Annotated in this window: 23 protein-coding genes; 10 read left to right on the top strand and 13 right to left on the bottom strand. The window is 69.1% G+C overall.

The features are described 5' to 3' along the window. Genes lpdA through L8H00_RS04920 form a run of 4 tightly spaced genes read right to left on the bottom strand, consistent with a single transcriptional unit; the run spans position 1 to position 3,442 of the window. Positions 1-1,395: a dihydrolipoyl dehydrogenase gene (lpdA, locus tag L8H00_RS04935; RefSeq protein WP_242096125.1), complete on the bottom strand. Its 1,395-nt coding sequence runs from the start codon at positions 1,393-1,395 to the stop codon at positions 1-3. A gap of 54 nt (positions 1,396-1,449) precedes the next feature. Beyond that, positions 1,450-1,851, bottom strand: a complete 402-nt coding sequence (locus L8H00_RS04930; protein ID WP_242096124.1) for an acyl-CoA thioesterase — start codon at positions 1,849-1,851, stop codon at positions 1,450-1,452. Continuing rightward, entirely contained in the window at positions 1,848-2,042 is a 195-nt protein-coding gene (locus L8H00_RS04925; protein ID WP_242096123.1) for a hypothetical protein, read from the bottom strand. The genes L8H00_RS04930 and L8H00_RS04925 overlap by 4 nt, the downstream gene beginning before the upstream one ends. A 23-nt stretch (positions 2,043-2,065) precedes the next feature. Next, positions 2,066-3,442, bottom strand: coding sequence for a pyruvate dehydrogenase complex dihydrolipoamide acetyltransferase (locus L8H00_RS04920; protein ID WP_242096122.1), 1,377 nt, complete (start codon positions 3,440-3,442; stop codon positions 2,066-2,068). Positions 3,443-3,567: 125 nt separating this feature from the next. On the opposite strand from L8H00_RS04920, the gene L8H00_RS04915 reads away from it, so the two are divergent. After that, complete coding sequence (locus L8H00_RS04915; RefSeq protein WP_242096121.1) at positions 3,568-4,023, top strand: universal stress protein; 456 nt, start codon at positions 3,568-3,570, stop codon at positions 4,021-4,023. A 109-nt stretch (positions 4,024-4,132) separates the two neighbouring features. On the opposite strand, the gene L8H00_RS04910 is transcribed toward L8H00_RS04915, so the two are convergent. Further along, entirely contained in the window at positions 4,133-4,423 is a 291-nt protein-coding gene (locus L8H00_RS04910) for a hypothetical protein (RefSeq protein ID WP_242096120.1), read from the bottom strand. 1 nt (position 4,424) lies between these two features. Between L8H00_RS04910 and L8H00_RS04905 the strand changes: the two genes are divergently transcribed. The 3 genes from L8H00_RS04905 (at position 4,425) to L8H00_RS04895 (ending at position 7,352) form a co-directional block, all read left to right on the top strand. Further along, positions 4,425-4,886, top strand: a complete 462-nt coding sequence (locus L8H00_RS04905) for a hypothetical protein (protein ID WP_242096119.1) — start codon at positions 4,425-4,427, stop codon at positions 4,884-4,886. 134 nt (positions 4,887-5,020) lie between these two features. Then, the gene (locus tag L8H00_RS04900) at positions 5,021-6,016 is read left to right on the top strand and encodes an SDR family NAD(P)-dependent oxidoreductase (RefSeq protein ID WP_242096118.1); all 996 of its coding nucleotides are present in this window, start codon (positions 5,021-5,023) and stop codon (positions 6,014-6,016) included. 55 nt (positions 6,017-6,071) lie between these two features. Next, positions 6,072-7,352 carry a M20/M25/M40 family metallo-hydrolase gene (locus L8H00_RS04895; protein ID WP_242096117.1) on the top strand — a complete coding sequence of 427 codons (1,281 nt, stop codon included), beginning with the start codon at positions 6,072-6,074 and terminating at the stop codon, positions 7,350-7,352. A 357-nt stretch (positions 7,353-7,709) separates the two neighbouring features. Here the strand turns inward: L8H00_RS04895 and L8H00_RS04890 are convergent, their stop codons facing one another. The 4 genes from L8H00_RS04890 to L8H00_RS04875 all read right to left on the bottom strand — a co-directional run bounded on the left by L8H00_RS04890 (position 7,710) and on the right by L8H00_RS04875 (position 10,564). Then, a complete protein-coding gene (locus L8H00_RS04890) occupies positions 7,710-8,927 on the bottom strand; it encodes an RcnB family protein (protein WP_242096116.1) in 1,218 nt (405 codons plus the stop codon). 101 nt (positions 8,928-9,028) lie between these two features. Further along, on the bottom strand, positions 9,029-9,523 hold the full coding sequence (locus tag L8H00_RS04885) for a GAF domain-containing protein (protein WP_242096115.1): 495 nt from the start codon (positions 9,521-9,523) through the stop codon (positions 9,029-9,031). Positions 9,524-9,525: 2 nt separating this feature from the next. Continuing rightward, entirely contained in the window at positions 9,526-9,924 is a 399-nt protein-coding gene (gene arfB, locus L8H00_RS04880) for an alternative ribosome rescue aminoacyl-tRNA hydrolase ArfB (protein WP_242096114.1), read from the bottom strand. Beyond that, the gene (locus L8H00_RS04875; protein ID WP_242096113.1) at positions 9,917-10,564 is read right to left on the bottom strand and encodes an RNA pseudouridine synthase; all 648 of its coding nucleotides are present in this window, start codon (positions 10,562-10,564) and stop codon (positions 9,917-9,919) included. Before L8H00_RS04875 ends, arfB begins: the two co-directional genes overlap by 8 nt. A gap of 49 nt (positions 10,565-10,613) precedes the next feature. On the opposite strand from L8H00_RS04875, the gene L8H00_RS04870 reads away from it, so the two are divergent. Continuing rightward, a complete protein-coding gene (locus L8H00_RS04870) occupies positions 10,614-11,363 on the top strand; it encodes a M15 family metallopeptidase (RefSeq protein ID WP_242096112.1) in 750 nt (249 codons plus the stop codon). 197 nt (positions 11,364-11,560) lie between these two features. Here L8H00_RS04870 and wrbA read toward each other — a convergent pair whose 3' ends face one another. Beyond that, entirely contained in the window at positions 11,561-12,160 is a 600-nt protein-coding gene (wrbA, locus tag L8H00_RS04865; protein ID WP_242096111.1) for an NAD(P)H:quinone oxidoreductase, read from the bottom strand. Between the two features lie 126 nt (positions 12,161-12,286). Here wrbA and L8H00_RS04860 point away from each other — a divergent pair, with 126 nt between their 5' ends. The 3 genes from L8H00_RS04860 (at position 12,287) to L8H00_RS04850 (ending at position 15,120) form a co-directional block, all read left to right on the top strand. After that, positions 12,287-13,180, top strand: coding sequence for a LysR family transcriptional regulator (locus L8H00_RS04860; RefSeq protein ID WP_242096110.1), 894 nt, complete (start codon positions 12,287-12,289; stop codon positions 13,178-13,180). Positions 13,181-13,241: 61 nt separating this feature from the next. Next, positions 13,242-14,324, top strand: a complete 1,083-nt coding sequence (locus tag L8H00_RS04855) for an AI-2E family transporter (protein WP_242096109.1) — start codon at positions 13,242-13,244, stop codon at positions 14,322-14,324. 94 nt (positions 14,325-14,418) lie between these two features. Beyond that, the gene (locus L8H00_RS04850; protein WP_242096108.1) at positions 14,419-15,120 is read left to right on the top strand and encodes a response regulator transcription factor; all 702 of its coding nucleotides are present in this window, start codon (positions 14,419-14,421) and stop codon (positions 15,118-15,120) included. Between the two features lie 217 nt (positions 15,121-15,337). Here L8H00_RS04850 and L8H00_RS04845 read toward each other — a convergent pair whose 3' ends face one another. Next, entirely contained in the window at positions 15,338-15,727 is a 390-nt protein-coding gene (locus tag L8H00_RS04845) for a glycine zipper 2TM domain-containing protein (RefSeq protein ID WP_242096107.1), read from the bottom strand. A gap of 150 nt (positions 15,728-15,877) precedes the next feature. Then, positions 15,878-17,521, bottom strand: coding sequence for an amidohydrolase (locus tag L8H00_RS04840; protein ID WP_242096106.1), 1,644 nt, complete (start codon positions 17,519-17,521; stop codon positions 15,878-15,880). Between the two features lie 87 nt (positions 17,522-17,608). Here L8H00_RS04840 and L8H00_RS04835 point away from each other — a divergent pair, with 87 nt between their 5' ends. Then, positions 17,609-18,856, top strand: a complete 1,248-nt coding sequence (locus tag L8H00_RS04835) for a threonine ammonia-lyase (protein WP_242096105.1) — start codon at positions 17,609-17,611, stop codon at positions 18,854-18,856. A gap of 92 nt (positions 18,857-18,948) precedes the next feature. Further along, entirely contained in the window at positions 18,949-19,743 is a 795-nt protein-coding gene (locus L8H00_RS04830) for an arginyltransferase (RefSeq protein ID WP_242096104.1), read from the top strand. 1 nt (position 19,744) lies between these two features. On the opposite strand, the gene L8H00_RS04825 is transcribed toward L8H00_RS04830, so the two are convergent. After that, on the bottom strand, positions 19,745-20,554 hold the full coding sequence (locus tag L8H00_RS04825; RefSeq protein WP_242096103.1) for a transglutaminase family protein: 810 nt from the start codon (positions 20,552-20,554) through the stop codon (positions 19,745-19,747). Between the last annotated feature and the right edge of the window lie 19 nt (positions 20,555-20,573).

Below are 20,573 nucleotides of genomic sequence, written 5' to 3'. Positions count from 1 at the left end.
TCAGTAGTGGATCGCGCGGCCGTAGGCGCCGAGCACGCTTTCGTGCATCATCTCCGAGAGGGTCGGATGCGCGAAGACCGTCTCCATCAGTTCCGCCTCGGTCGTCTCGAGCTGGCGCGCGATGACATAGCCCTGGATCAGCTCGGTGACTTCGGCGCCCACCATATGCGCGCCGAGCAGTTCGCCCGTCTTCGCATCGAACACCGTCTTCACGAAGCCCTCGGCCTCGCCCAGCGCGATCGCCTTGCCGTTGCCGATGAAGGGGAATTTGCCGACCTTGACGTCGTGGCCCGCCTCCTTGGCCTTCGCCTCGGTCATCCCCACGCTCGCCACCTGGGGGCGGCTATAGGTGCATCCGGGAATGTTCCACGTCTCGAACGCATGCGGATTCTCGCCCGCGATCCGCTCGACGCAGACGATACCCTCGTGGCTGGCCTTGTGCGCCAGCCAGGGCGGCCCGGTCACGTCGCCGATCGCGTACACGCCCTCGACATTGGTGCGGCCATAGCCGTCGACCTTGATATGGCCGCGCTCGGTTTCGACGCCCAGCGCCTCCAGCCCGATCGCCTCGGTGTTCGGCACGATGCCGATCGCGACGATCGCATGGCTGAACTCGACCGTCTCGACCTGGCCGTCCTTGTTCTTGATCTTCGCGGTCACGCCGTTCGCGCCCGTCGCCAGCCCTTCGATGCCGACGCCGGTGCGGATCGCGATACCCTGTTTGGTCAGCGCCTTGTCCATGAAGGCGGAAACCTCCTCGTCCTCGACGGGGAGGATCCGCGGCAGCATCTCGACGATCGTCACGTCGGCGCCCATATCGTTGTAGAAGCTGGCGAATTCGACGCCGATCGCGCCCGATCCGATCACCAGCAGCTTGGTCGGCATCTCGACCGGCACCATGGCATGGCGATAGGTCCAGATCCGTTTGCCGTCCGCCTTGGCAAAGGGCAGGTCGCGCGCGCGCGCGCCGGTGGCCACGATGATGTGCTTCGCCTGCAGTTCGACCGTCTGGTCGCCCTGCTTCACCGACAGCGTGCCCGGCGCGGTGAGCGTGCCGACGCCCTCCACCACGCGGACCTTGTTCTTCTTCATCAGGCCCTTCACGCCGGCGTTGAGCTGGCCCGCCACCTTGCGGCTGCGATCGACGATCCTGCCCAGATCGAAGCCGACATTGTCCGCCTTCAGCCCGTAATCGGCGGCGTGGGTCATGTAGTGATAGATTTCGGACGTGCGCAGCAGCGCTTTGGTCGGGATGCAGCCCCAGTTGAGGCAGATCCCGCCCAGCCGCTCGCGCTCCACGATCGCGACCGACAGCCCGAGCTGCGTCGCGCGGATCGCGGCGACATAGCCACCGGGGCCCGAGCCGAGGATCACGAGATCGAATTGGTCAGCCACGCGTATCACCCTGATTGATAACGAAGTTATGAAGCCGCGGCGAAGCGGGCAGCGTCACGCCGGAAGCCCCGGCACGCGCCGCGGCCGGCGATTCTCGTCGGTGGCCACGAACACGAAGCGCGCCTGGGTCACCTTGCACATATCCTCGACATGCCGCGCGCGGCGCCAGGCCTCGACCTCGATCGTCATCGACGTGTTGCCCACCGCGACGAGCGTGGCGAACACCGAGACCTCGTCGCCGATCAACACGGGGGCGTGGAACTTCATCCCCTCCACCGCGATCGTGACGGCCCGGCCGCCCGAATGGCGCGACGCAGTAGAGCCCGCGGCCAGATCCATCTGACCCATCAGCCAGCCGCCGAAGATGTCGCCATAGGGATTGGCGTCCCCCGGCATCGCGGTGACGCGGATCGTGGGCGCGCCCGCGGGCAGCCGGCCGTTGCCTTCGTCGCTCATGCCACCCCCGCCTGCCATGCGCGGACGAGCGCGTGCACGCCCATCGCCGCGACGATCAGCACCGCGACGCCGCCGATCGTCCAGATCGTGTCGCGGCCGAGCGGATAGCCCCAGGCCATCCCCCAGACGAACGCGCCGAACGCGCCGACGCTGACGACGAACCACAGGAGCTCCAGCCAGAAGCCGCGCATCCTGCGGGGTCCGGCGCCTGCCATCAGGCGAGCAGGCCCAGCGGCCGTTCCACCAGTTCGCGGAACGTCTTCATCAGTTGCGCGCCGTCCGCGCCGTCGATCGCGCGGTGATCGAAGCTGCCCGTCGCCGACATCACCGTCGCGACGCCGAGCGTATCGCCGTTCACCACCGCCCGCTTCTCGCCAGCACCCACCGCGAGGATCATGCCCTGCGGCGGATTGATGACCGCATCGAACTGGGTGATGCCGTACATCCCCATGTTCGACAGCGAGGCGGTGCCGCCGGCATATTCCTCGGGGCGCAGCTTGCCGTCGCGCGCGCGGCCCGCGAGATCCTTCATCGCGGTGGCGATCGCGGAGATCGAGGCGGTGTCCGCGCCCTTCACCACCGGCGTGACGAGCCCGTTGGGCACGCTGACCGCAACCGAGATGTCGGCGCGGGCGAAGGTGAGCAACTGATCGCCCGCGAACTGTACGTTGCACTTGGGCACTTGCATCAGCGCGACGCCCAGCGCCTTGATGAGCAGATCGTTGACCGACAGCTTCACGCCGCGCGCGGCGAGGCTGTCGTTCAGCTCGGCCCGCAGCTTCAGCAGCGCGTCGAGCCGCACATCGACGGTCAGATAGATATGCGGAACGGTCTGCTTCGATTCGGTCAGGCGCCGCGCGATCGTCTTGCGCATGTTGCTGAGCTTGGTCGTCTCATGCGGGATGTCGGGCACGGCGGCGGGCTTTGCGGCCGGCGCAGGCGCATCGGCCTTTGCCGTCTCGGCCGTTGCGGGCGCGGCGGCGGTGGCGGCCTGGGCCGGCTGGGCGTTGGCGAGATCGGCGCGCACGATCCGGCCGTTCGGCCCCGAGCCGGTGACCGCGGACAGATCGACGCCCGTCTCCGCGGCAAGGCGGCGGGCGAGCGGGCTGGCCTTCACGCGCATGCCCGACGCCTCTGCGGCCGGGGCAGGCTCGGCGCCCGCGTCGGCGGGGCGGCCATGATCCTCGGCCATCGTCTCGGTGCGCGCGACGGGCTCGCCCTCGTTCCCCTTGGCGTTGGGGTCGGTCGCGTCGGGGCGGCCGCGGAATTCGGGATCGGCGGGCTGGAGCGACTCGCTCCTGGCGGGTTCGGACGGGGCGGACACGGCGCCGGCGGTGGCGGCATCCTCGCCCTCTTCGGCCAGGATCGCGATCGTCGCGCCCACCTTCACGCCATCGGTGCCCTCGGCCACCACGATGCGCGCGATGACGCCCTCGTCGACCGCTTCGAACTCCATCGTCGCCTTGTCCGTCTCGATCTCGGCCATGATGTCGCCGGACTTGACGGTATCGCCCTCCTTGACGAGCCATTTGGCCAGCGTGCCTTCCTCCATCGTGGGGGACAGCGCAGGCATCTTGATTGCGATCGACATGAAGATCCTCGTCGTTGGGCGCGCATCCTCTCGCGCTCCTGCCGCGCCCGGTCAAGCCGTGGCCTTGCGCGCGCGCGCATCGCACGGCACCTTCACCCGCGAAAATCGAGGGGGGGACGAAGCGGGTGCGCATCTATCTGGTCGTGATCGACGACAGCCCGGAGGCCGAGATCGCGCTGCGCTTCGCGGCGCGGCGCGCGGTGAAGACGGGCGGCGGCGTGGAGATCCTGACGCTGCTGCCGCCGCAGGAGTTCATGGCGTTCGGCGGCGTGCAGGCCACGATCGAGGACGAGGCGCGGCTTCATGCCGAAGGGCTGGTGGCGGGCGCCGCGGGCACGCTGCTGGCGGAATCGGGGCTTCACCCCGCGATCACGGTGCGCGAGGGCGACGGCCCCAAGGTGATCCGCGAGATGATCGCCGCCAATCCCCAGATCGCCGCACTCGTGCTGGGCGCCGCCGCCAGCGGCGCACCGGGCGCGCTGGTCAGCCATTTCGCGGGCGCCGATGCGGGCGCGCTGAGCGTGCCGCTGATGATCGTGCCGGGATCGCTTTCCCCCGAACAGATCGACCGATTGAGCTGACACGGCTGCAACATGGCGAAATCTTCGCGCAACATGAGCCCAATATCGGGGACGATGGCAGCCGTGAGCGGCGCCCTTCCCCATGACCTTCTCGCTCTATCGCTATGGTTTAAGAAGATGGTAAATCGTTTCTGATACCCTTGGCGCCGCCGGCATCGACCGGCGGCAACAGGAGTAACGGAGTGACCAGTCTCTCATCTTTGACCAGCGCGCTGTCGAGCGCCCAGACCAGCGGGCGCACGATGATGAACGCGCGAATCTCGGCCGCCGTTTCCAAGGGCGCGATCAGCAAGACCGACCAGACCGCGCTCGGCAGCGCGCTCGACAGCATCGACTCGACGCTGGCGAGTAGCAGCGGCACGAGCATTTCCGGCACCTCCACCATTTCGATGAAGGACAAGATGGCGTCGCTGATCGACGATCAGGTGACCAAGGGGACGCTGACGAGCGACCAGGCGGATGAGCTCAAACAGTTCTTCGCGACCGGCGGATCGCAGAAGAGCGCGGACGGCAGTGCGGATACCGACAGCGACACCGACAGTGGCGCGATCGCGATCGCGAGCGCCGGCGGCATGTCCGGCATGCACGGCCCGCAGGGCGCCGGCGGCCCGCCCCCCGGCCCGCCACCGTCCGGCGGTTCGTCCGACGACGATGACGATTCGAGCAGCAGCTCGTCCAGCAGCAGCACGTCGTCCACGAGCAGCACGGGCGCCACCGAGAAGAGCCAGCTCGACACGCTGATCGCCTTTCTCGAAAAGATGCGCAGCAGCATCGGCAGCCAGGCCACCTATGGTACGAGCACGTCGAGCGGCAGCACGAGCAGAAGCGACAGCACCGGCCTCGTCTTCAGCGGGGTGGCCTGAGCCGCGGCTGCGGAAGCCGGCGGCCGACCGGCCGGCTTCCGCGTCGCCCCCGCGTGACGCCGAATTCATCACTGCGCCTGCAACCCCTTGCGATTCCAGCGGTTCGTGGCTGCGAGACGAATAGGAGCAAGGCGATGGCGGGCGACGAGACAGCGGATACGGGCCGGCGGGGGATCATCATGGGCGCAGGCGCGCTCGCCGCGATGGGCGTGGCAGGCGCCGCCGCCGCGCAGGTACCGGCCGACCCGCGCACCGCAGGCCCGATCGTGGCGGGCCGCGATTCGCAACTGGCGGGCAAGGTGGCGTTCGTGACGGGCGCCGCGCGCGGCATCGGCCGTGCGATCGCGGTGGAGCTGGCGGCGAACGGCGCCGACGTCGCGATCCTCGACATCGCCGGCTATGTCAGCCCCGCCTCCAACGCCACGCCCGCCACGCCCGACGAATTGGCCGAGACCAAGCGTCAGATCGAGGCGCATGGCCGGCGCTGCCTCGCGATCAAGGGCGACATCCGCAAGATCGCGCAGCTCCGCGCCGCACACGACCGCGTGCTGAAGGAGCTCGGCCGGATCGACGTGGTGGTCGCCAACGCCGCGATCCAGCGTTGGAAGGACCTGCTCGAGATGGAGGACAGCGACTGGTACGACGTGATCGACAACAATGTGAACGGCACCGCCAACACCGTGCGCGCCTTCGCCAAGACGCTGACCGGCCAGAAGAGCGGCCGGTTCATCCTGATCTCGTCGATGCAGGGCAAGCACGGCACCGCAGGCGCCGCCTCCTATTCCGCGTCCAAGCACGCGATCATCGGGCTGATGAAATCGGCGGCCGAGGAATTCGGCAAACATGGCGTGACGGTGAACTGCATCCTGCCCGGCCTCGTCGACACTGCGCTCACCCGCTATCCCGCGCGCTGGAGCCACGTGATCGGCGAAACGCAGGACGATCCGCCCAAGAACCCGACCGAAGCCGAGACGTGGAACAACCGCGCGCCGCGCGTGCCGCTGCGCGTCGCGTGGCTGAGGCCCGAGGACATCTCGCCGATGGCGGTGTTCCTGGCCTCGGACGGATCGGCGATGTGCTCGGGCGCCAATTTCGAGGTGACGGGCGGCGACAGCGCGCAGGACGTGTGAGCCGGCGGCGGATGCACGGTGGACAGCGATTTCGTTTGCGGTCAACATCATGGCCATGCTGATCCCGCTCCTGCTCGCCGCCGCCCCTGCCCCGGCGCTGCCCGCCCCGTCCGAGCCGCGGCTGCGCGCTACCGTCACCACGCTCGTCGGCTTCGGCACGCGGCATACGCTCTCCACGGTCACCGATCGCAAGCGCGGGATCGGGGCGGCGCGCGACTGGGCCGCGGCACGCTTCGCCGAGATGGCGAAGGACTGCGGCGGCTGCATCAAGGTCGAGCGGATCGCGCGCCGCTTCACCGGCCCGCGCGCGCCGAACGGCGTGATGGTCGAGGACGTGCTTGGCATCCAAAAGGGCCGCGATTCCGAGCGCGTCGTGATCGTCGGCGCGCATATCGACAGCCGCGTGACCGACGAGATGAACGCCACCGCCGACGCGCCCGGCGCCAATGACGACGCCTCGGGCGTCGCGCTGGTGCTTGAGGCCGCGCGCATCCTCTCCAAACGGTCGCACGACGCCACCATCGTCTATGCCGTCTTCTCGGGCGAGGAGCAGGGCCTGTGGGGCGCGACGCTGCTGGCCGACACCGCCAAGGCGCGCGGCTGGCAGGTGTCGGCGATGCTCAACAACGACATCGTCGGCAACACGGTGGGTCAGGGCGGCGTGCGCGTCGCGGATCGGGTGCGCGTCTTCTCCGAAGGCATCCGCGCCTCCGAGGACATGGTGCAGCAGCAGGAACGCCGCGCGATCGGCGGCGAGGACGACGGCCCGAGCCGCGCGCTTGCCAAGGCGATCGACGGCATCGCGGGCACGCTGCCCGGCGGCCTGGACGTCATGCTCGACCGCCGGCCTGACCGGTTCGGTCGCGGCGGCGACCACGAGCCGTTCCTGAAGCTGGGCTATCCGGCGGTGCGTTTCTCGGTCGGCGCCGAGAATTGGGACCGCCAGCATCAGGATCTGCGCACCGAGAACGGCGTCGACTATGGCGACACGATCGCGGGCATGGACTTTCCCTATCTGGCGAAAGTGACCGCGATCAACATGGCGACGCTCGAACGGTTGGCGGACGCACCCGCCGCCCCTGCCAGCGCCGGCATCGCGGGCGCGCTGTCGCGCGATACGACGGTGACGTGGAGCCCGGTGCCCAACGCCGCCGGCTACCGCGTGCGCTGGCGCCGCAACGACGCGCAGGACTGGACCGCGATGCGCGACGTGACCGGCACGAGCACCGTGCTGCAACAGGTGCCGGTGGACGATCACTTCGTCGGCGTCTCGTCGCTCGCGGCGGACGGATCGGAAAGCCTCGTCACCTTCGCCGGGCACGCCGCGCGGCGCTGACCGACGCGAGCGCGCTGGGGTTTAGCCATCCGCCGTCCGCCCTGCGCTTGTTGGAAGGACTATTCCGCGAGCGGAGCCCCATCGCGGGAGAGCGTGCCTCGGCAAGCTCAGCACGAACCGAGTTTGGGGGCGGGATCAGACTCGCGCCATTCCGCGCGGAGGCAGACGACGCCCAACGAACCGTTCGCCCTGAGCTCGTCGAAGGTCCTGTTCCGCAGATAACGGCGCCATCGCTGGGGCTTGCTTCGACAGGTTCAGCACGAACGAAATGGGGGGACGGGATCTAACTCGCGTGATCCCGACCCCTCGCTGTTCAGGCCCGGCGCGTCACCGCCGATAGGCGGTGATGCGGACAGTTCAGCAGCCGCAGCGGATATGCACCTTCGACGCCGGGCGCCGCCATTTGCGATGGGCGCGGGTGTAGGTCACGTCGTCCTCGATCAGCTCGGTCGTCGTCGTGGTGACGACGGGCGCGGTCTGCACGACGACGGTGGTGGTGCCGCCGCCATAATAGCCCGCGCTCGTCGTGGTGACGGTGGTGCGCCCGTCCGGCGACACCCACCCGCCGGGACCGCCCTGCAGCGGGCGGCGCGGCGGAGGCGGCGGCGAGGCATAGCCATATTCGGGCGGTACGGGCTGGACATAGCCCATGGGCGGCGGCGGCGCATGGCGCGGTGCGACCGGCGGCCGGTCATAGCCGGCGCCATAATCGGGCTGGCGGCGGTTCGCCGAGCGGTCGATCGCATAGCCCGCCGCCGCACCGACGCCCGCGCCGATCAGCGTTCCGCCCAGCCGGTTGCCGCGCCCCGCGATCAGATTGCCCGCGACGCCACCGACGGCCGCACCGGCGAGCGCGCCGCCGACCCCGTTGCTGCGATGCTCATAGGCAGGCTGGCCATAGCCGGGTTGCGCGTAACCCGGCTGGGCATAGCCCGCGCCATAGGATGGCGGCGGGGCCGGCCGCGCGTAGGCGGGCTGGGCATAAGCGGGCTGGGCATAAGCGGGCTGGGCATAGACCGGCTGCGCATAGCCGCCGCGATCGCCCGGCCCGGCATAGACCGTCTCGTCGCTGTCATAGCCGCCGTCATACCGGTCCCAATCCAGGCCGCCGACGGTGTCGTACACCGAGCCGCCGGCATCGACGAGCACCGCATCGTCATAATAGCGCATCCAGCGATAGCCGTTGGCGGGCTGCGACAGGCCATAGGTCGACCAGTCGTCTATGCCGAAGCGCGGCGACTGCCAATAGCCCGGCAGCGCATAGCCGCGATACGGGCGGCGGTAGCCGTTCCATCCGCCGGGCGCGTTCACGCCGCCCCACCAATGGCCACCGACCTTGCTGCCCCAGCGATGGCCGCCCTGGGGCACGCCGATCGGGCGCGGCTGCGGGCCGCTGACATAATGGTTGCCGTAACCACCGCCTTGCGGCGCGGGATAGCCGCCGCCGTTCGCCTGCGCCGTCGAATAGGTGGTGCCGGCGCCGACGCCCGGTCCGTGCGCGACCATCCGCTGCGCGCCCGCGCCGTCCGCGGCGACGAGCGCGATCACCGCGCTGGCGATTCCGATGGTCCGCATGCGTATCTCCCTGTTCTCGCACGCCTCAACGCCGAGTTCGTTACGCGGTTGCTTACCAAATCATGAACCACCCCGCCAGCGCGCGGCTGTCCCGATACGGATCACCCGGCGATGGCGGCGATCCGTGGCGCGAGCAGCGCGACCAGCGCCTCGCACCCCGCCTGATCCGCGTCGTCGAACCGCGCGGGCACCGGGCTGTCGAGATCGAGCACCCCCAGCAACCGCCCGTCATGCACGATCGGGACGACCAGTTCGGACCGGCTCGCCGCGTCGCAGGCGATATGGCCGGGAAAGGCGTGAACATCGGCCACGCGCTGCGTGACGCGCGTATCCGCCGCGGTGCCGCACACGCCGCTGCCCAGCGCGATCCGGATGCAGGCAGGCTTGCCGAGGAACGGCCCGAGCACCAGCTCGCCCGCGACCAGCCGGTAGAAACCCGCCCAGTTGAGATCGGGCAGATATTGCCAGATCAGCGCCGCCGCGTTGGCCATGTTGGCGATGGCGTCGGGCTCGTCGGCGGTCAGCGCGTCGAGCGCGGCGTGCAGGTCGCGATAGAGATCGGCCCGGCTGCCCGTGGCTATGTCGAATTCGTACATCGTCACTCCATCGATACGCGGCCGCGCCCGGCCTTCACGGCGCTGCGTCCCTTCTTGGCATCCACCCGCCGCGCCTTGGCCGCGCGCGAGGGCTTGGTCTTCACGCGGCGCGCGTCGCGCTCCGCTGCGGTATCCAGCAGGTCGGACAGGCGCGCGCGCGCATCGGCGCGGTTCTGCTCCTGCGTGCGATAGCGGCGCGCGGTGATGACGATCGTGCCGCCCGCGGTCATCCGGCTGCCCGCCGCGATCCGCAGCCGGCGGAACGTCTCGGGATGAAGCCCCAGCGCGTAGGCGTCGACGCGCAACTGGCACGCGGTCGCCACCTTGTTGACGTTCTGCCCGCCAGGCCCCGAGGCGGCGAGGAAGCGCTCCTCGATCGCGTCCTCGGGCACCTCAGCCATCGTCGAAGCCGGCGAAGCGTTCGGGCATCGGCGCCTCCGCGACGATCGGATCCTTGGCGCCGCGCGGCACCGTCAGCGCACGCGCATGGAGCATCATGCCCAGCCGGTCGGCGCGGCCATAGACCTGATCGCCCACCACGGGCACGCCGAGGCCACTGGCGGCGTGGACGCGGATCTGGTGCGTGCGCCCCGTCTCCGGCCGGAACTCGACGAGCGCACGGCCGTCCACCACGCGCACCAGCCGCCATGCCGAGCGCGCCGCCTTGCCCTTCGCATCGGGCACCATCCGCCAGCCCGCCTCGCGCGTGCTCGTCTTGGCCAGCGCCATGTCGATGATGCCGCCCTCGCCCTCCGGCACGCCGTCGAGCACCGCGAGATAGCGCTTCTGCACCAGCCCCTGTTCGAACGCCTGTTGCAGCCGGGCATGCGCCTTGGGGTTGCGCGAGAGGAGCAGGCAGCCGCTGGTGTCGCGATCGAGCCGGTGTACCGCGACCGGCCAGCGCTGAAAACCGAACTTCAGGCTTTCGAGATGGTTCTCGAGGCTGAGCGATCCGTCACGCGGCGGATCGACCGGCAGGCCCGAGGGCTTGTCGATCACCAGGGCCTCGCCGTCGAGGAAGAGTACGCGATCACCATGCATGGCCCGCCCTTGCCACCGCAAGCCCGCGCATGCCAGAGGCTCGCGCACGATGATGCGCCGCATTCTCCCCCTGCTCGCGTTCGTCGCCGCCGCGTCGCCGGCCATGGCGCAGGTCTGTTCGGGCGGGCTGGGCGGTGTCGGCGAAGGGCGGCTGATGGGGCATCTCTTCTATGGCGACGCGCCCCAGGACGATCTCGTGCCCGCGCCCGCCGGCTATGCGCTGGGGCGCGAATGCCTGTTGCGGCGCGACGCGATGCCCGATCTGATCCGCCTGATCGACGCCTCGCGCGCCGATCCGCGCACCGGCGGACGGATCCTCGCGCTGTCGTGCCACCGCTCGGTCGCGCGGCAGAGCGCGGTGTTCGGGCGCGAGCGGCCCGATGGCGGCGCGTCGGACCGCGCCGAGTCGGTCGCGCCGCCGGGTTATAGCGAGCATGGCACCGGCTATGCGCTCGATTTCGCGATCCGCCCGGCCAATGGCTGCCCCGATGCCGAGGCGTGCATGGCCGCAACTCCCGCCGCGCGCTGGCTGCGGACCAATGCGCCGCGCTACGGCTTCGAACAATCCTTCCCCGGCGGCAACCGCCAGCAGGTGAAATGGGAGCCGTGGCATTGGCGCTGGGTGGGGGTGAACGGCGACGTCGCCGCCGCCGCCCGCGCCCGCGCGCTCTTCGCCTGTGCGCGCAAACGTTTCCCCGCCGATCCGGGGATCGTGCCCCTGGTGGTCCGGGTGGCGGTGCAGCCGGCGATGCCGGTGCATGGCGCGCCACCCCGACCGGTGGTTAGGAAACGCCGCTGATCCTTCGCGCTGCCCGATGCCACCTCGCTCCGTTCGCCTGGAGCGGGATGACGTCAGGCCGACGCCATCCCTCTTCCGTTCGTGTTGAGCTTGTCGAAGCACGCTCTCCACATATGCGCCTTCGCGTTCTAGACAGGCCCTTCGACAGGCTCAGCCCGAACGGATGGGGCAGCCGGGTCGCCCTATCGCCTACCGTTCTAGGCGAGCTTGGCCGCGGTCTCGGCGATGCGCTTGCCCTGATAGCGGGCGCCCGCCAGTTCCTCGGCGTGCGGCTGGCGGCTGCCGTCGCCGGCCGCGATCGTCGTCGCGCCGTAAGGCGATCCGCCGCGCACCTCGTCCACGCCCATCTGGCCCTGGAAGCCGTAATCCAGCCCGACGATCGTCATGCCGTGATGCAGCAGGTTGGTGATGATCGAGAATAGGGTCGTCTCCTGGCCGCCATGCTGGCTGGCGGTGGCGGTGAAGGCGCCGCCCACCTTGCCGACCAGCGCGCCCTTGAACCACAGGCCGCCCGTCGTGTCCCAGAACGCCGCCATCTGCGCGGGCATCCGACCGAAGCGGGTCGGCGCGCCGACGACGATCGCATCGTAATCGGCGAGCGCATCGGGGCTCTCGATCAGCGGATGCTTGGTGTCGGTCTTGAAATGTGCGGCCTCGACGACCTCTTGCGGCGCGGTCTCGGCGACGCGGCGGATATCGACCTGCGCACCACCCTCGCGCGCGCCCTCGGCAACGGCATCGGCCATCTGCTCGATATGGCCATAGGACGAATAATAGAGCACCAGCACCTTGGTCATCGCGAAATCTCCTTTGCGCGCCTCGAACGCACCCGGCCGGAAATAGTCGCTCCGCCCGACGGGTAAACGGAAGCCGTGGAAACGGATCGTTTCGGAGCTATGATCCGGGCTTTGCGGAGAAGCCCGATGCGCCTGCCCGATCTCGAAGCCTGGGCGATCTTCGCCAGCGTGGTCGAGCATCGCTCGTTCAGCGCCGCCGCCGACACGCTCGGCCTGTCCAAGGCGACCGTCTCCAAGGCGATCACGCGGCTGGAGGCGCATCTCGGCCAATCGCTGTTCCACCGCACCTCGCGCCGCATCGCGCTGACCGAAGCGGGCAAGCCGCTGGCCGAGCATGCTGCGCGCATCCTCGCCGAATCGCGTGCCGCCGAAGAAGCGGCGTTCGATGCCGCGCGCGCCCCCACCGGCCGCATCCGGCTCGCCGCGCCGATGAGCTTCGGGATCGACACGGTGGCGCCGGTGCTCGCCGAATTTCTGGCACTTCATCCGGGAATCGAGATCGACCTCCACGTCTCCGACGCGCGCGTCGACATCGTCGCGCAGGGGTTCGATGTGGCGCTGCGGATCGCCCGGCTGCCCGACAGTTCGCTGCGTGCACGGCGGCTGTGCGGCATCGCCACGCATGTGGTGGCCGCGCCCGCCTATCTGGCGGCGCACGGCACCCCCGCCCACCCGGCCGAACTCGCCGCGCACCGGCTGCTCGGCTATTCGAACGTCGTCGGCCCATGGCATTTCGAGCGGCCGGGGGAGCCCGACGTGGCGGTGCGCGCGAGCGGCCCGCTGGCCGCGAACAGCGGCGAGGCGCTGCTGCCCGCGCTGCTGGCGGGGATCGGCATCGCGCGGCTGCCCGATTTCATCGTCGGCGCGCATATCCGCTCGGGCGCGGTGGTCGCGATCCTCACCGACTGGCCGAACCCCGAAGTGGGGCTGCACCTGCTGACCCCGCCCAGCCCCCTTCGGCCGGCGCGCGTCGAGGCGCTGATCGCGTTTCTCGGCGAACGGCTGCGCGATCCACGCTGAGCCTGTCCCCCGCGCGTGCGATCTGCCACGGATGCGCCATGCCCGATTCGCACCCGCCCCGATGAACCGCCTTGCCCCCGATGCCGACGATGCGCGCTTCGTCCGCCGGATCGTCATCGCGATCCTGATCCTGGCGGTGGTCGCCGCGCTCTACCGCGCCGGGGACCTGCTGATCCTCGCCTTCGGCTCCGCGCTCGGCGCGATCGTGATCCATGCGATCGCCGAGAATTACCGCACGCTGCTACGCGTGAACGCCAAGCTGTCGCTGGGCCTCGCGATCGCGACCGTGCTGGCGATCATCGGCTTTCTCGGCTGGCTGTTCGGCGTCGCCTTTCGCCAGCAGGTCAACAGCTTCATCACCCAGTTGCCGGCGCTGCTCGACCATCTGGCCGCCTGGATGTCGCAGACGCCGGTGGGCGCCAAGATCGTCGACGCAGTCCACGCCGCCTTCGCCGGCAGCCGCGTCGCGCGCGACGTCGGCGGGCTGGTGCAGGGCACGGGCGAACTGCTGCTCAACTGCCTGTTGCTGCTCGTCGGCGCGCTGTTCTTTGCCGCCGACCCCAAGGTCTATGAGCGCGGGTTCCTGTTCCTGGTGCCGTCGTCCAAGCGCGCCGCGTTCGAGGATGCGCTGTTCGACGTCGGATCGACACTGCGGCTCTGGCTGCGCGCGCAGCTCATCCAGATGACGACGATGGGCGTGCTTGTCGGCGTGGGGCTGTGGATCGCCGACGTGCCCTCGCCCGCCGCGCTCGGCCTGCTCGCCGGCCTGTCCGAATTCATCCCCTATGTCGGGCCCACCGCGGCGATGCTGCCGGCTTTGGGGCTGGCGGCGGTGAACGGCAGCGGGCCCGTCGTCGGCACGCTCGTCACCTATGCGGTCGTGCGGCTCGTGCAGACCAATTTCATCACCCCCTTCGTCACCAACCGCGTGATCGCCATCCCGCCGGCGGTCACGCTGTTCGCGATCATCGCGATCGGCATGGTGTTCGGGCTGTTCGGCCTGTTCTTCTCGGCCGCGCTGCTGGTGGTGATCTACACGCTGATCCGCAGCCTCTATCTGCGCGAGGTGCTGGGCCAGGATATTCCGCGCGCGCAGCACCAGCGGCTGCTCGGCCCGAATGAATCGCCGGAAATCCGCTCTTAAGCCGAAATTAACCTTTTGCCTTCACATGTGGTGTGGTTAATAAATACGGCTGGAGCGACGGGTATGGAACCGTCCTCGAGGACGGGGGAATGCGATGCGCGTGCTGCTGATCGAGGACGAGCCGACGACCGCCAAGGCGATCGAGCTGATGCTGACGACCGAAGGATTCAACATCTACACCACCGATCTGGGTGAAGAGGGTTTGGATCTCGGCAAACTCTATGATTACGATATCATCCTGCTCGATCTGAACCTGCCCGACATGCACGGTTACGACGTGCTGAAGAAGCTGCGCGTGGCGCGGGTGTCGACGCCGGTGCTGATCCTGTCGGGCGTGAACGAGATGGACAGCAAGGTCCGCTCGTTCGGCTTCGGTGCGGACGATTATGTGACCAAGCCGTTCCACCGCGAAGAGCTGATCGCGCGCATCCAGGCCGTGGTCCGCCGGTCCAAGGGCCATTCGCAGAGCGTGATCCGCACCGGCAAGCTGGCGGTCAATCTCGACGCCAAGACGGTCGAGGTCGATGGCAGCCGCGTGCACCTGACCGGCAAGGAATATGCGATGCTGGAGCTGCTCTCGCTCCGCAAGGGCACCACGCTCACCAAGGAAATGTTCCTCAACCATCTCTACGGCGGGATGGACGAGCCCGAGCTGAAGATCATCGACGTCTTCATCTGCAAGCTGCGCAAGAAACTGAGCCTTGCCTGCGACGGCGAGAATTACATCGAAACGGTGTGGGGCCGCGGCTATGTGCTGCGCGAACCCGAAGAGATGGCGGTGACGCAGGTCGCCTGACCTTCGGTCAATCACCACGAAAAAGGGCTGCCGCATGGTGATGCGGCAGCCCTTTTTCGTTTTGGCGCAAGCTATTGTTCGATCACGTCACCCCGACCCGTTCGCCCTGAGCCCGTCGAAGAGCCTGTTCCAGGGCCAAGGTTCGGCCACGGAGAGCGTGCTTCGAAAAGCTCAGCACGAACCGTCGGAGGGATGGACGAACGACAGCCGACCCGCCTTAGCGGCAGCGCACCTGGTTGCGGTCGATCGAACGACCGAGCAGCGCACCGCCACCGGCGCCGAGCAGCGTGCCAAGCGTGCCGCCGCCGAGCACGTTGCCCAGCACGCCGCCGCCGACCGCACCGACCACCAGGCCCGTCGTCCCGTCGTTGCGACGGCAATAGGCGCGGCCATCACGGCCACGGTAGATCCGGTCGTCGCGGCTCAGCGCCCGGTCGTAACCGCGGCGGCCGCGATAATTGTCGCGCGGGTTCCAGTTGCCGTTGTCGTCGCCGTGCCAGCCATAATCGCGGCCATTGTCGCGATACTGCGCCGATGCCGCACTCGGCAGCGCGATCGGCGCGGTGACGGTCACGGCCATCAGCGTCGCCATCAGGAACTTCTTCATCGATCGTCTCCTCGTTACCCTTGCGTAACCAGCAAGTCCGGGGATGGTTCAATCCGCCCCGATGGCTCCGATCTAGGCGCCGGGCGCTGTCCCGACGCTGAACCCGCATGTCAGCCGCCATACACGTCCGCCAGGCCGGGATGCGGTTCGTCAGGGCCGCTTGTACACCTGCTGGCCGCCCACCCAGGTCTCCTCCACCTTGGTGGCGCGCAGCTCGGTCGGCGAGGCGGTCAGCGGGTCGCGGTCGACGATGATGAAATCGGCGTGCTGCCCCACCGCCAGCCGGCCGTATTTGCCCTCGGCGAAGCCGGCATAGGCCGCGCCGCCGGTGAACGCCCACCACGCCTGTTCGCGCGTCACGCGCTCTTCCGGGCGCCATCCGCCGAACGGCTGCCCTTGCGCGTCCATCCGCGTGAACGCCGCCGCCCAGCCCGCGAACGGATCGGGGCTTTCGACCGGATAGTCCGATCCGAAGGCGAGTGCGGCGCCGTTCTTCAGCATCGTGTTCCACGCATAGGCGCCACCCAGCCGATCGGGGCCGAGCCGTGCCTCGGCCATCGTCCGGTCGCTGGTGGCGTGGGTCGGCTGCATCGACGCGATGATGCCATGATGGCCAAAGCGCGGCAGATCGGCCGGATCGACGATCTGCGCATGCTCGATCCGCCAGCGGCGATCGCCGGTATAGGTGTCCGACATCTCCTCGATCGCGCCCAGCACCTGCGCATTCGCCTTGTCGCCGATCGCGTGGACCGCGACCTGATAGCCGTCCATCGCCGCGCGGCTCATGCGGTTGCGGATCAGCGTGTCGCTCATGAAGCCAGCGCCCGACTGGCCGGGCGCATCGCTGTAGGGCGCCTTCAGCCAGGCCCCGCGCGAGCCGAGCGCGCCGTCGTCGTATAGCTTCACGCCCACCAGCCGCAGCCGGTCGCCATAGAGCCACGGCGTCGGCCCGGTGCCGCCGATCTGCACCGCGGTCTCGACGCCCAGCCCATAGCTGACGATCCGCACGCGCAACCGGTCGGTGTCGCCCATCCGCCGATAGGTCATCCAGTCGTCGAGCGAGGTGCCCATGTCGTCGGTGGCGGTGATGCCATAGCCGAGCAGGATCGCCTGCGCCTTCAGGAACGCGGCGTTGCGATCCTTGGCCGAGGGCTGCGGCACTGTCTTGGCGACCAGATCCTGCGCGGCATCGACGAACACGCCCGACGGCACGCCGCCGCTGCGCTCGATCCGCCCGCCCACGGGCGCCACACTCTTCGCGGTCACGCCCGCGGCCTTCATCGCCGCGCTGTTCGCCCAGGCGGCATGGCCGTCCGCGCGCGACAGCCACACCGGCCGGTCGCCCACCACCGAATCCAGGTCCGCTGCGGTGGGGAAGCGCCCCAAACCCCAGCTTTCCTGGTTCCAGCCGCCGCCCAGGATCCATTTGCGATCGGGATTGGCGGCGGCATAGGCGACGATCCGCGCCTTGGCCTCCTCGAGCGACTTCGTGCCCGACAGATCGAGTTCCAGCGCGCGGAACCCCAGCTCCATCACATGGCCATGCGCATCGATGAAGCCCGGCAGCAGCACGCGACCCTTCATGTCCGCGCGCCAGTCGGGCCGGTCGGGGCGCTTCTCCTTGGCCGCGAACAGCCGGGAGACGACGCCGTCGCGGGTCATGCCGATCCCGGTGAAGTGGATGACGTGCCCGTCCTTGTCGAGCGTGATGCCATCGACATTGTCGATCAGCGCGTCGGCGAAGGCGGGCGCAGGGGTCAGCGCGAGCATCGCCGCGGCGTACAGGAATTTCATCGCCACTCGCTCCGCCGCCGGCCGCATCATGCGCCGCCGCATAAGCCGTGTTCCCCCGTCACGCCAGATGGTCTAATTCCACGCATCATGGCTACCCTTGCAAGCGCCGACGCGCGCTCCGCCCTTCCCGTCTCGATCGACGACGTCCATGCCGCGCATGATCGCATCCGCGACGCGGTCGTCCGCACGCCGACGCTCGTCAGCCGCACGCTTTCGCAGATGACCGGAGCCGAGGTTTACCTGAAATTCGAGAACCTTCAGTTCACCGCGGCCTATAAGGAACGCGGCGCGCTGAACACGCTGCTGCAACTCGACGAGGCGGCGCGCGCCAAAGGCGTGATCGCGGCGTCGGCGGGCAATCACGCGCAGGGCGTCGCCTATCACGCCACGCGACTCGGCATCCCCTCCACGATCGTGATGCCGCGCAACACGCCCACGGTGAAGGTGACGCAGACCGCCGGGCACGGCGCGACCGTGATCCTGGAGGGCGACACGTTCGACGCCGCGCACGCGCACGCCCGGCTGCTGGAGGCGGAGCGCGGCTATACCTTCGTCCATCCGTTCGACGATCCCCGCGTCATCGCGGGCGCCGGCACGGTGGCGGTCGAGATGCTGGAGGACGTGCCCACGATCGACACGATCGTCACGCCGATCGGCGGCGGCGGCCTGATCTCGGGCATGGCGACCGTGGCGCGCGCGGCGGACCGTCCGATCGAGGTGATCGGCGTGGAGGCCGAGCTGTTCCCGTCGATGTACAACCGCATCCGCGGCACCGAAATGCCGTGCGCGGGCGATACGCTGGCGGAGGGCATCGCGGTCAAGGAGCCGGGCGCGATCACGTCGCGGATGGTGCGCGCGCTGGTCGACGACATCGTGCTGGTGAGCGAACGCAGCCTCGAGGAAGCGGTGAGCCTGTTGCTCCAGATCGAGAAGACCGTGGTGGAGGGCGCGGGCGCCGCGGGGCTGGCCGCGCTGCTCGCGCATCCCGAGCGGTTCCGCGGCAAGACCGTCGGCGTGGTGCTGTGCGGCGGCAACATCGACACGCGGCTGCTCGCCAACGTGCTCCTGCGCGATCTCGCGCGTTCGGGCCGTCTCGCGCGGCTGCGCATCCGCCTGCAGGATCAGCCGGGCGCGCTGTTCAACGTCGCCCGAATCTTCGATCAGGAACGGATCAACATCATCGAGGTGTATCACCAGCGCGTGTTCACCACCCTGCCGGCCAAGGGCCTCGTCACCGATATCGAATGCGAGGCGCGCGACCGGGCGCATCTCGACAAGCTGGTGACGGCGCTGCGCGCAGCGGGATACGAGACGAGCCTGGTCGAACTGGCCTGATCCTGTTCACGTTAACCCTTTATGATGGTAAAGCCGCTTTTCACGGAGGCGCGGACGATTCATAACGGGCGGATCATGACAGGCCATTCGCGGTGACCGCGCCCTTCCGCTTTCCCCGCTTCTTCGTCACGAGCCCGTCGCCGTGCCCCTATCTGCCGGGCCGGCAGGAGCGGAAGGTGTTCACCGAACTGGCGGGCCCGCATGCGGGCGAGCTGAACGACGCGCTCGGCCGGATCGGATTTCGTCGCAGCCAGGGCGTCGCCTATCGCCCCAGTTGCGCAGGCTGCGCGGCCTGCATCTCGGTGCGCGTCGTCACGAACGAGTTCGTCGCCAACGCCACGCAGCGCAAGCTGCTGCGCCGCAACCGCGACGTCGAGGTGACCGCCTGCCGCGCCTGGGCCACGGACGAGCAATATCAGCTTCTTCGCGGCTATCTCGCCAGCCGCCATCCCGGCGGCGGCATGGCGGGCATGGACGAGGAGGATTATGCCGACATGATCGAGCATTCCCCCGTCAATTCGATGATCCTCGAATATCGCGAGCCCTCGATCGGCGGCGTACCCGGGCGGCTGATCGGCGCCTGCCTCACCGATCGCCAGGCGGACGGGCTGTCGATGATCTACAGCTTCTTCGCCACCGACGAGGACGCTCGGCCCGGCTTCGGCAATTTCATCATCATGGACCATATCCTGCGCGCGCGCGACGCGGGGCTGGCCTATATCTACCTGGGTTATTGGGTGAAGGGCTCGGCGCGGATGGCGTACAAGGTGCGCTATCGGCCGATCGAGATGCTCGGCCCCAAGGGCTGGCGGCGGATGGAGGACGAGCCCGAGGCCGTGCCCGCCAGCCCGGCGCAGCATCACGCGCTGCGGCGCGAACTCGCCTGACTCACTCCTCGCGCGACACCACCACGTCGACGTCCAGTTCCTCGTCGCCCCGCCCCAGCCGTGACCCCGCGACCGGCGCCGCGCCCGCCGCATCGAGCGCGACCGCGACGCGGACATAATCCTCCTGCGGGCACAGGCCGAACCACGGGTCGAACCCCACCCAGCCGAGCCCGTCGACATGCGCCTCCGCCCAGCCATGCGGCGTCGGCCGGTGCGCGCCGTCGAATCCCGTGAGGCAATAGCCCGAGACGTAGCGCGCCGGCGCGCCGAGCGATCGGGCCGCCACCGCGAACATCTGCGCCATGTCGCGCGGCGTCGCGGTGGCGGCTGCAAAGGCGGTGGCGGCATCGATCGACGGATCACCGCGCCCCCGGTCGCGCGCGAACCGGCCGTGCAGCGCAGCGCTCACCGCGTGCAGCCGCGCCAGCCGGTCCCGCTCGCCTGCCGTCGTGTCGGCGGCGAAGGTGGCGATCGCAGCGTCCGCCGCGGTGCACGGCGTCGCGCGGAGGAACAGGGCGGGCGGCAGCGTCTCGGCGACGCCGTGCAGCACGCCGTCCGAATGGCTGGTCAGCACCTCGCCCGATACCGTGATCGCAATATGCGCGATCGGCCCTTCGACATAGAGCATCGTGATCGCATTGCCGAAGCCGTCGCGCCCGACCTTCATCCGCGCGTCGCAATCGACATCGATCCGCCACGACGCCACCGTCTGGTCGTGCGAATTCTCCGGGCTCACCCGCAGCATCTGCACCAGCCGTTCCTGCGGCTCGCTAAACCGGTAGACCGTTCGGTGATCGACCGACAGCCGCATGTCTTGCCCCCTTTTTTCA

Origin of the sequence: Sphingomonas sp. CROZ-RG-20F-R02-07 (assembly GCF_022662335.1) — a bacterium.
Lineage (GTDB): Bacteria > Pseudomonadota > Alphaproteobacteria > Sphingomonadales > Sphingomonadaceae > Sphingomonas.
Note: the sequence above shows the minus strand (reverse complement) of the source record. Positions and strands in the feature narration are given on the sequence as shown.

What these genes read in the sequence shown, in the direction of transcription:
- L8H00_RS04930 (WP_242096124.1), bottom strand. Translation starts at nt 1,851, where the DNA reads ATGAGCGACGAAGGCAACGGCCGGCTGCCCGCGGGCGCGCCCACGATC.
- L8H00_RS04905 (WP_242096119.1), top strand. Translation starts at nt 4,425, where the DNA reads ATGGCGTCGCTGATCGACGATCAGGTGACCAAGGGGACGCTGACGAGC.
- L8H00_RS04850 (WP_242096108.1), top strand. Translation starts at nt 14,419, where the DNA reads ATGCGCGTGCTGCTGATCGAGGACGAGCCGACGACCGCCAAGGCGATC.
- wrbA (WP_242096111.1), bottom strand. Translation starts at nt 12,160, where the DNA reads ATGACCAAGGTGCTGGTGCTCTATTATTCGTCCTATGGCCATATCGAG.
- L8H00_RS04860 (WP_242096110.1), top strand. Translation starts at nt 12,287, where the DNA reads ATGCGCCTGCCCGATCTCGAAGCCTGGGCGATCTTCGCCAGCGTGGTC.
- L8H00_RS04900 (WP_242096118.1), top strand. Translation starts at nt 5,021, where the DNA reads ATGGCGGGCGACGAGACAGCGGATACGGGCCGGCGGGGGATCATCATG.
- L8H00_RS04870 (WP_242096112.1), top strand. Translation starts at nt 10,614, where the DNA reads ATGATGCGCCGCATTCTCCCCCTGCTCGCGTTCGTCGCCGCCGCGTCG.
- L8H00_RS04840 (WP_242096106.1), bottom strand. Translation starts at nt 17,521, where the DNA reads ATGAAATTCCTGTACGCCGCGGCGATGCTCGCGCTGACCCCTGCGCCC.
- L8H00_RS04855 (WP_242096109.1), top strand. Translation starts at nt 13,242, where the DNA reads ATGAACCGCCTTGCCCCCGATGCCGACGATGCGCGCTTCGTCCGCCGG.
- L8H00_RS04890 (WP_242096116.1), bottom strand. Translation starts at nt 8,927, where the DNA reads ATGCGGACCATCGGAATCGCCAGCGCGGTGATCGCGCTCGTCGCCGCG.
- L8H00_RS04895 (WP_242096117.1), top strand. Translation starts at nt 6,072, where the DNA reads ATGCTGATCCCGCTCCTGCTCGCCGCCGCCCCTGCCCCGGCGCTGCCC.
- L8H00_RS04885 (WP_242096115.1), bottom strand. Translation starts at nt 9,523, where the DNA reads ATGTACGAATTCGACATAGCCACGGGCAGCCGGGCCGATCTCTATCGC.
- L8H00_RS04835 (WP_242096105.1), top strand. Translation starts at nt 17,609, where the DNA reads ATGGCTACCCTTGCAAGCGCCGACGCGCGCTCCGCCCTTCCCGTCTCG.
- arfB (WP_242096114.1), bottom strand. Translation starts at nt 9,924, where the DNA reads ATGGCTGAGGTGCCCGAGGACGCGATCGAGGAGCGCTTCCTCGCCGCC.
- L8H00_RS04845 (WP_242096107.1), bottom strand. Translation starts at nt 15,727, where the DNA reads ATGAAGAAGTTCCTGATGGCGACGCTGATGGCCGTGACCGTCACCGCG.
- L8H00_RS04920 (WP_242096122.1), bottom strand. Translation starts at nt 3,442, where the DNA reads ATGTCGATCGCAATCAAGATGCCTGCGCTGTCCCCCACGATGGAGGAA.
- L8H00_RS04875 (WP_242096113.1), bottom strand. Translation starts at nt 10,564, where the DNA reads ATGCATGGTGATCGCGTACTCTTCCTCGACGGCGAGGCCCTGGTGATC.
- L8H00_RS04825 (WP_242096103.1), bottom strand. Translation starts at nt 20,554, where the DNA reads ATGCGGCTGTCGGTCGATCACCGAACGGTCTACCGGTTTAGCGAGCCG.
- L8H00_RS04925 (WP_242096123.1), bottom strand. Translation starts at nt 2,042, where the DNA reads ATGCGCGGCTTCTGGCTGGAGCTCCTGTGGTTCGTCGTCAGCGTCGGC.